The 8,637-nt window shown below is 37.6% G+C and carries 10 protein-coding genes, 1 tRNA gene, 1 other RNA gene and 1 pseudogene; 3 read left to right on the top strand and 10 right to left on the bottom strand.

Annotation, left to right across the window (positions count from 1 at the left end; all coding sequences use genetic code 11):
• Nucleotides 1-278: 278 nt before the first annotated feature.
• The 8 genes from DBX25_RS20085 to tadA all read right to left on the bottom strand — a co-directional run bounded on the left by DBX25_RS20085 (nucleotide 279) and on the right by tadA (nucleotide 5,530).
• Nucleotides 279-977, bottom strand: coding sequence for a Type 1 glutamine amidotransferase-like domain-containing protein (locus DBX25_RS20085; RefSeq protein ID WP_108672531.1), 699 nt, complete (start codon nucleotides 975-977; stop codon nucleotides 279-281).
• A gap of 273 nt (nucleotides 978-1,250) precedes the next feature.
• Nucleotides 1,251-1,514: a pro-sigmaK processing inhibitor BofA family protein gene (locus DBX25_RS20080; protein ID WP_108672530.1), complete on the bottom strand. Its 264-nt coding sequence runs from the start codon at nucleotides 1,512-1,514 to the stop codon at nucleotides 1,251-1,253.
• 102 nt (nucleotides 1,515-1,616) lie between these two features.
• Nucleotides 1,617-1,841, bottom strand: coding sequence for a YaaL family protein (locus tag DBX25_RS20075; protein WP_108672529.1), 225 nt, complete (start codon nucleotides 1,839-1,841; stop codon nucleotides 1,617-1,619).
• Nucleotides 1,842-1,864: 23 nt separating this feature from the next.
• Entirely contained in the window at nucleotides 1,865-2,461 is a 597-nt protein-coding gene (gene recR, locus DBX25_RS20070; protein WP_108672528.1) for a recombination mediator RecR, read from the bottom strand.
• Between the two features lie 12 nt (nucleotides 2,462-2,473).
• Complete coding sequence (locus DBX25_RS20065; protein WP_108672527.1) at nucleotides 2,474-2,800, bottom strand: YbaB/EbfC family nucleoid-associated protein; 327 nt, start codon at nucleotides 2,798-2,800, stop codon at nucleotides 2,474-2,476.
• A gap of 16 nt (nucleotides 2,801-2,816) precedes the next feature.
• Nucleotides 2,817-4,511 (bottom strand): DNA polymerase III subunit gamma/tau, encoded by a 1,695-nt coding sequence (dnaX, locus tag DBX25_RS20060; protein WP_108672526.1) that lies wholly within the window; start codon nucleotides 4,509-4,511, stop codon nucleotides 2,817-2,819.
• A 149-nt stretch (nucleotides 4,512-4,660) separates the two neighbouring features.
• Nucleotides 4,661-4,925: signal recognition particle sRNA large type (ffs, locus tag DBX25_RS20055), an RNA gene on the bottom strand.
• 77 nt (nucleotides 4,926-5,002) lie between these two features.
• Nucleotides 5,003-5,530, bottom strand: coding sequence for a tRNA adenosine(34) deaminase TadA (tadA, locus tag DBX25_RS20050; protein ID WP_420812974.1), 528 nt, complete (start codon nucleotides 5,528-5,530; stop codon nucleotides 5,003-5,005).
• Between the two features lie 97 nt (nucleotides 5,531-5,627).
• Here tadA and DBX25_RS20045 point away from each other — a divergent pair, with 97 nt between their 5' ends.
• The 3 genes from DBX25_RS20045 (at nucleotide 5,628) to DBX25_RS20035 (ending at nucleotide 7,853) form a co-directional block, all read left to right on the top strand.
• Nucleotides 5,628-6,170, top strand: coding sequence for a cysteine hydrolase family protein (locus tag DBX25_RS20045; protein ID WP_108672525.1), 543 nt, complete (start codon nucleotides 5,628-5,630; stop codon nucleotides 6,168-6,170).
• A 323-nt stretch (nucleotides 6,171-6,493) separates the two neighbouring features.
• Nucleotides 6,494-7,138, top strand: a complete 645-nt coding sequence (locus tag DBX25_RS20040; protein WP_108672524.1) for a deoxynucleoside kinase — start codon at nucleotides 6,494-6,496, stop codon at nucleotides 7,136-7,138.
• A 49-nt stretch (nucleotides 7,139-7,187) separates the two neighbouring features.
• A complete protein-coding gene (locus DBX25_RS20035; protein ID WP_108672523.1) occupies nucleotides 7,188-7,853 on the top strand; it encodes a deoxynucleoside kinase in 666 nt (221 codons plus the stop codon).
• A gap of 141 nt (nucleotides 7,854-7,994) precedes the next feature.
• Here DBX25_RS20035 and DBX25_RS20030 read toward each other — a convergent pair.
• Together DBX25_RS20030 and serS are read right to left on the bottom strand one after the other, a co-directional pair.
• A tRNA-Ser gene (locus DBX25_RS20030) sits at nucleotides 7,995-8,087 on the bottom strand.
• A gap of 92 nt (nucleotides 8,088-8,179) precedes the next feature.
• A pseudogene (gene serS, locus DBX25_RS21585) lies at nucleotides 8,180-8,637 on the bottom strand (serine--tRNA ligase); the annotation flags it as partial.

The raw sequence follows: 8,637 nt of genomic DNA, 5'->3' as shown, positions 1-8,637 counted from the left end.
TGACTTGCTCATAAAATGTCTTTATTAAAAAGACTAAAATTTAAACGTTGACGTATTGTTTTGTTTAGTTTTCAAAGAGCAATTCTTTTATCTTATCGCTCAGAAGCGACTTTATTAATATATCATTTCAACACTGTGAAAGTCAATAACTTTTATAAAGTTTTTTAATAAAGTTTTTCGTATAATTCCTTTAAGCATCAGCGACGTTTACTATAATAACAACTAATCTATTCTTATGTCAATATAATATAGGGAATTTTTTAAAATAGAATTTCTACTTATTCTCCCAAATAATACGTCTTTAATTTTTCTTCTACTATTTTGCCCTGATACTCCTTCACTCTATAAGCACTAGCCGATGGCCTTGAACTTACAATATGCTTTAATTCTTCATTAATATAATGTAGTGCGACTCCATCATCAGCAGCTATTCCACCTTGAATCGTTTTTGTCTGAATGTATCTATTATAAGAGGGTCTCCGTAATTCTTCACCTTCATAGTGGGGACAATGACTTCCTTTCAAAAACCCTAGACATTTGATTGGTTCAACTCCATCTCCAAATGAATCTGTAACACCTTCCTCGAACCAACAAAGAGCTCCTGCACTTATACCAGATAAAATTATCCCTTGATTCCATGCCTGTTTCATTACTTGATCAAGTTTCCATTCCTTCCAAAGTGCTAATAAATTCTTCGTATTTCCCCCACCAACAAAGATAATATCTTTGCTCAATAGATAACCCTCTAAGTCTCTAGCAGGTGGGTTAAAAAGAGATAAATGACTAGGAACACAATTATGTGACTTAAAAGCATGATAGAAACGAGAGATATAATTGTCTGAATCTCCGCTCGCAGTTGGAATGAAACATATTTCAGGTTTTTCTTTTGTTGACTGTCGTAAAATATATTCGTCCAGTAGCGGGTTATCAGGTTCCATAGAAAACCCACCGCCACCCAGAGCTATAATTTGTCTCAAAAAATCAACCTTTCCATTACTTAGTAGTTAATAGAAGGATTTTATCATGTTCTAATTTATGTGTACTACACTATTTTTCTACTACATATTTAATTTTACTAAAGGAAGTATTAGAAAACTTAGCTAGCGTCAACCCTATACGCCGGGTTATGCCTAGTTGAACTTCTACTTTATTCCTAAATTGGACCACTACTTCGACTTATATTTTTGCTGCCAATTGATATATTCTTAAAGTACAAAAAAACCCGTCAATGACGAGTTATTTTATAGTTTCTATATGACCCAGTATTGAATAGCAGCTAACGCACAAACTCCCGGTATTCCTAGGAAACCTGCCACAGCAGCAGTAGCTGGGTTAATGGGTACGTGAACCCCTATACTATTGCCAAAAGCATTCAAAAAGAATAAAAAGATCGCACCAATGATTATTTTTATGAATGCTCCTCCAAGAAAACGCATCGGTTTTACTGGCGCTCCCATTACCAATAACAAAAGAATCAATCCAGTGATGACCGTCACAAAAGCAATTGGTTCCAAAATAAAAACCTCCTTATTCATTAGCTTGTACTAACAAACTATGAATAAGGAGGCTTTTTCAGAACAGATATTCATACTAATTTCAACATCTATCTCTATAGATTACCATGTGCGTTGAACTTGGATGTTTCTTTGTTTCGCTTCTTTAAATAAATAAAAATATTTAGCCTCTGCAATTTTTGCAGATACAATGATATCTTCTGATGGATCTAGACTTTTATCTAATAGAGATTTATGGATCATCCAATTTTTCTTCATATCACCAAGGTGGTTCAAAAGATGTTGATCATATTCTCTGCGTAACCAGCCTTTTTTTCGAAAAAACACACATGACCCTCCTTCTCAATTCTTTAAATCTCTCTTCTTCCTTCTAACGCCTTCGAAAGAGTGACTTCATCTGCATATTCCAAGTCTCCCCCCACTGGTAAACCGTGAGCAATCCTTGTTACTTTAATGCCGGATGGCTTCAAGAGACGAGAGATATACATCGCAGTCGCCTCTCCTTCAATATTAGGATTGGTTGCTAGAATGACTTCTTGTATCGTTGCATCTTGAAGTCTCTTTAATAAACTTGGAATATTGATATCTTCTGGACCGATTCCATCCATTGGAGATATACTTCCCTGCAACACATGGTACAGACCATTGAATTCCCTCATTTTCTCCATGGCGATGACATCTTTTGGATCTTGAACTACACAGACTACATCACGGTCTCTTCTAGGGTCTTCACAGATGTAACAAGGATCTTGGTCAGTGATATGTCCACAAACTGAACAATATGTTAGGTTTCGTTTTGCATTGACTAGTGCCTTTGCGAAATCCAAGACCGTGTCCTCTTTCATGCTTAACACGTAAAATGCTAGTCGAGCAGCAGTCTTAGGACCGATTCCAGGCAGTTTCATAAAGCTATCAATTAGCTTTGATATGGGTTCGGGATAGTGCACGATTTACGCCTCCTAGAACATGCCGCCAGGAAGATTCATTCCCTTAGTAAATTGTCCCATCGTTTGGTTAGTCAATTCTTCAGCTTTTTTCAATGCATCATTTGTTGCAGCTAGAACTAAGTCTTGTAGCATTTCAATATCATCCGGATCTACTACTTCTGGCTTAATAGTGACTTCAAGCACTTCTTTATGTCCTGAAACAACGACAGATACCATTCCGCCACCAGCCGTTCCTTCAATTCTTTTCTCACCTAGCTCTTCTTGTGCCTCAGCCATTTTCTTTTGCATTTTTTGCATTTGTTTCATCATGTTTTGCATATTACCCATTCCACGCATCATAATTGTTTCCTCCTACTTAATCATTAATTTCTATTAGTTCATCACCAAATAATCTACGAGCTTCAGCAACGAGAGGTTCTTCTTCCACCTTCTCTGCCTCTTCCTGTAATCCATCTGTTGATTGGTTAGATAAAAATTCTTCACGGATTTCTTTCCACTGATTATCCGGAACACCTTCCATTGCATAAGGAGTTCCAGCGATATTCGCTAAAATAGAACTGATTGTCTCAAGAAATCTCGTATTTTCCATTGCCATCTGGCAATGAATATCATATTTGAATTTTACCACAAAAGCATCACTAGAAGCAGCCACTGGTTCAGACTCACTTAATAAAGCTGCAGCTGATTTCATATTTTGTGTTCCTAGGATATTAAGCATTTCTGCCCAATGACTTTTTATATTATGGAGATCTTGCTTCGTGGCATTTTTAAGTATGTTATGGACTTTTCCAATCGGTACCTTATACACTTTTTTAGTTGGAGATTTAGTTTTAGCCAGAGCTTGCTTAGCTGTTCCTAGGGATTGGATTCCCTGCGATTTCAACTGAGACAGTTCCCGTTCAAGCATCTCGACTTTCTTTTCTAAAGTACCCACATCTGCTGGCATAACGGCACTTGTTCCTTGCTCTTGATGACAAAGCTTCACTAGAGCAACCTCCAGTAAAACCCTAGGGTGATTGGTCCATTTCATTTCTTGCTGTGTTTTATTTAGCCCTTCAATCATTCCGTATATGAAATCAGAAGATATCCGTCTTGTAAGTTCGACGAATTCATCATCTACAATCACTTTCTCAAATGAGTCCGTCAAGTCCGGTGAAACTTGGTATAACAGCATATCTCTAAAGTAATACACCATATCTTCAATTAACCTTACAGGATCTTTCCCAATTGCTAATAAATCTTTCAACAACTGTAGCGCTACCGCTACTTCCTTAACATGGATAGCTTGAGCCAAGTTCGTTAAAAAACTTTGAGAGACTGAACCAGTAACCGTTAAAGCCTCTTCAACTGATATTTCATCATTTGAACTAAAGGAAATGGCTTGATCCAGTAAACTAAGTGCATCACGCATCCCCCCCTCAGCCGCTCGTGCTATAATATGCAAAGCTTTTTCATTGCACACGATTCCTGTGTCAGCAAGGATTGTATTCATTCTACCTATGATGTCTTGTGGCTGTATCCGTTTAAAATCAAATCGTTGACAACGTGAGATGATCGTCAAAGGAATTTTATGTGGTTCGGTCGTCGCTAATATGAAGATGACATGCTTTGGAGGTTCCTCTAAAGTCTTTAGCAACGCATTGAACGCCCCGATTGACAGCATATGAACTTCATCGACTATGTATACCTTATATTTAACTGAATTAGGTGCATACTTCACTTTATCTCGAATGTCTCGGATTTCCTCGACTCCATTATTGGAAGCAGCATCAATCTCTATTACATCTGGAATAGAACCATCTGTTATTCCCAAGCATGCAGTACATTCATTGCATGGCTCTTTAATTGGAGCCTTCTCACAGTTAACTGCTTTTGCTAGTATCTTTGCCGCACTGGTTTTTCCTGTTCCTCGTGGGCCAGAAAAAAGATAGGCGTGGGAGATCTTTTGTTGTAACAGAGCATTTTGTAATGTTTTGGTGATATGTTCTTGTCCGACTACGTCAACGAATTGTTGAGGTCTCCAAACCCGGTATAATGCTTGATATCCCAATCTCCTGCCCCCTTTTAACCGAATCGTTTCTATTATAACGTATCCTATTTCCTTTTATCAAAGGTATTCAAGTCCACTTCTGTACATTGAAGGAAAGTACAAAAAAAACATCCGTTAAAACGGATGTTTGATTTATTATGTAATAACTGCCGTGCACCTTCTGTCGATTAGCACCCATAAGCGTTACCTAAGCAGTTAGCTCGGTCCAGGCTCCCCTGCGGCACATGAGAGATTCCACTTAATGCTGCTTCCTTCCGGACCTGACATGATTCATGGATTCCCATTGCGCAGGACCCGGACGTCAACACCACTTACTTAGGGCAGGCCCTACAGTATGCTAACCTCGAGAAGGGATTCAGTCTCGCTAGAGCGGATTGCGAGTACAGGGCACCGCTACCTCCCCACCTAGCACGGCAAAATTGATACCATATTGTTAGGCGTCTTAGTGACGCATTTATAAGTATACCTACATATGAAAGAAAAAGCAATCCTTATTGCCTGTTAATTCCTTCAAGGTTATCCAAGAAAGATTCCTTTCTCCTTCTTTTTTCCTCTTTCTTTCGTTCTCTAATTTGACGGAAAAAATTCGTAAGGAGTTCGCCGCACTCTGACTCTAGTACACCGGATACTACTTCGCTTTGATGATTGAATCTTTCATCGGTTAAGAGGTTCATGAAGGTTCCAGCACAACCAGCCTTAGGATCAGCAGCACCATACACCACTCTGCCAATACGCGATAGAATGATGGCACCTGAACACATGGGACATGGCTCTAGGGTAACGTATAAGGTAGCATGTTCTAAACGCCATGTTCCTAGTTTACTACACGCCTCTTCAATGGCTAATAATTCTGCGTGTGCGATTGCGCTTTGATTGCTTTCACGTAGATTATGACCTCTTGCGATGATCTGTCCATCTAAGACAATGACAGCCCCTATAGGAACCTCCATTTTCGCTTCTGCTATCTTAGCTTCATTTATTGCTTCTTTCATATACAGAGTGTCATCCATCAAGCTCATAGTTTACCTCCTTTATCTAAATGAGTAATTGAAATTTTATGAAGCACACTAAAAAACGATGATATGTGTGACAACCTATCAAGGAAGGAAGTTTTACATGCCTAAATCCCAATATGCCTTATTAATAATAGATATGATTAATGATTTCAACTTTACACACGGAGACCTACTTCTAGAAAACACCCATCACATCATGGAGCCTCTGCTTCTATTAAAGAGGAAAGCTAAAGAAAATTCTGTCCCTATCATTTATGTTAACGACCACTACAATCTTTGGCAGGCAAATTACGAAAAAATCATCGAGAAGTGTAGTAATGAAAAAAACAGCCACATAATTGAGAAAATAGCACCGAATCATGATGATTTTTTCCTCATTAAACCAAAACATTCAGGATTTTATGGTACGGCACTTAATACATTGTTATACCATTTAGGTGCGAAAAAATTAATCCTCACAGGAATTGCAGGTAACATTTGTGTTCTATTCACAGCCAATGATGCTTATATGCGAGAATTTTCCCTTCTATGTCCAACAGATTGTATCGCATCGGCAGATCAGAATGATAACGAATATGCTCTTCGAATGATGGCACATGTATTGAAAGCTAATACCAGCAAAAGTAAGGATATTATCTTTTAATCAGTATCGGTATCATTTTCTTTTACAGCCCCTCATAAAGGGGCTTTTTACATCCCCGGTAACAAAACCTTCAAATCTCTCTTGAAAAATTTTCTATCTAATATGTATTTAAATGTTCTCCAAGACGATATAGTCTATGTTAAAATAACATTTGTCTAATTTAAACATTTTCTTTTTTTTGACATAAAAATCCTAAATCATCAAAGACGTAGGGTAAAAATACGGATCAATCTTATACCCTTTAAAACTCTACTCCTGATATAACAAGAATGTTATGTCCAATGTGTGATGATATTTGAATTGACCAGGAGGCCGTGCCGCAAATGAATCAAACACCGTTTATTACCGTCGAAGGGCCAATTGGGATTGGCAAAACTACCCTCTCCAAAGCAATCTCAGAACATTTTCAGTTTGCGCTTTTAAGGGAGATTGTCGATGAAAATCCTTTTCTCGGAAAATTTTATGAAGATATTGATGAATGGAGTTTCCAAACAGAAATGTTTTTCCTGTGCAATCGTTACAAGCAGTTGGAAGACATTGAAACAAAATTTCTGTCGAAGCAACAACCCGTAGTGGCAGACTACCATATCTTCAAAAACCTGATATTTGCTCAAAGAACACTAAAGAATAATCAATACAATAAGTATTTGAACATATTCAATATTCTTACAGAAGATATGCCTATCCCAAACATGGTCATCTACCTGCACGCAAGCCTTGATACAATACTTGAAAGAATACAAAAACGCGGAAGAGAAATTGAAAAGAACATCAGTCCACTTTATCTGGAACAGCTCTCTCTCGACTACCATAGCTTTATGGAAACATTCCAACAAAAGCATCCGCAAATTCCTGTACTCCAATTTAATGGAGATGAGTTAGACTTCGTGAAAAATGAAAAAGATCTACAAACGATCCTTCAAATGATACAAGATCAATTGTTCAAAGGGGCCGCTTCTAAGTCTTAATCCTATATAGAAAACGGCAAATCCAACTTTAGAAAGGGATAACACATTCATGTACCTTCATAATATACCTAAGGATGCCATCATTACCCTAGCAGGAACAGTTGGCGTTGGTAAATCTACCTTAACTCGCAAATTATCAAATGCATTAAATTTTAAAGCAGCCTTTGAGAGCGTCGACAATAACCCATACTTAGAAGACTATTACGCTGATTTTAAAAAATGGTCATTCCATCTTCAAGTTTTCTTCTTAGCTGAACGTTTTAAACAACAAAAAGCGATGGTTGAAGAAGGCGGTGGGTATGTTCAAGACCGCAGTATATTCGAGGATTATCAAATTTTCGGTAGCATGCAATATGAGTCTGGAAACATGAGTGATCGTGACTTCCAAACATACTCAAGTATGTTTGAGGCCATGATTATGGATCCATATTTTCCGAAACCAGATTTATTAATCTATATTAACGGTTCATTAGATAGTATCATTGAGCGAATCAATAGACGTGGAAGAGGGATGGAAATCGCAACTCCCACACAATATTGGCAAGATCTATATGACCGTTATAGTGAATGGATAAGTCGCTTTGATCTGTGTCCAGTCCTACAACTTGATATTGATTCATATGACTGTGAAGATGAAGAATCCATGCAGGAAATCATCTCACAAGTTTCTGATATCATAAATCAAAACCGCAAAACAAATATTGTAATGAAATAAAAAAGGTCACCGTTGAAAAACGGTGACCTTTTCCTTTTAGGAGTTTTAAAATGGTGAGGAGAAATAAATAAAAAATTCGTTACAACGGCATGTAACGAATTCCAATCTCCAATTTATGCGCTTGGTTTAAAGTTAAAATAATGGCGGAGGAAGAGGGATTCGAACCCCCGCGGGCTTTAACACCCCTGTCGGTTTTCAAGACCGATCCCTTCAGCCGGACTTGGGTATTCCTCCGTTTTGACAATATATAATTTATCATACAACAAATTTATTTTCAACACATTTTTAAAAACCTGGATGAAGTCCATCCAGGTTTTTATTTTAATTTATTTATTAAGAGAGATTACTGTTTTCCCACCCATATATGGTCGAAGAACTTCAGGGATCACTACACTTCCATCTTCTTGCTGATAATTTTCTAAAATAGCAGAAACTGTTCTTCCAATTGCTAAACCAGATCCATTTAATGTATGAACATGCTCAGGTTTTGCTTTTGGATCTCTTCTGAATCGGATATTGGCACGTCTAGCCTGGAACCCTTCAAAGTTACTGCAAGAAGAAATTTCACGATACGTCTCATAGCTTGGCAACCATACTTCAATGTCGTATTTCTTTGCTGCAGTGAAACCTAAATCAGCGGTACACATACTTAACACTCGATAAGGAAGACCCAGTAATTGAAGAACTTTTTCTGCATGTCCTGTCAATTTTTCTAGTTCATCATAAGAATCTTCTGGCTTAACAAACTTCACTAATTCTACTTTGTTGAATTGATGCTGACGAA

It is taken from the genome of Peribacillus acanthi (assembly GCF_003073175.1).
Lineage (GTDB): Bacteria > Bacillota > Bacilli > Bacillales > DSM-1321 > Bacillus_BN > Bacillus_BN acanthi.
The sequence above is the reverse complement of the archived record's forward strand: the minus strand, read 5'-3'. Positions and strand labels throughout refer to the sequence as shown.

Bases quoted from the DNA above. Each gene is read 5' to 3' on its own strand.
- DBX25_RS20045 (WP_108672525.1), top strand. From the start codon at position 5,628: ATGCCTAAATCCCAATATGCCTTATTAATAATAGATATGATTAATGAT.
- DBX25_RS20035 (WP_108672523.1), top strand. From the start codon at position 7,188: ATGTACCTTCATAATATACCTAAGGATGCCATCATTACCCTAGCAGGA.
- tadA (WP_420812974.1), bottom strand. From the start codon at position 5,530: ATGAGCTTGATGGATGACACTCTGTATATGAAAGAAGCAATAAATGAA.
- DBX25_RS20040 (WP_108672524.1), top strand. From the start codon at position 6,494: ATGAATCAAACACCGTTTATTACCGTCGAAGGGCCAATTGGGATTGGC.
- DBX25_RS20065 (WP_108672527.1), bottom strand. From the start codon at position 2,800: ATGATGCGTGGAATGGGTAATATGCAAAACATGATGAAACAAATGCAA.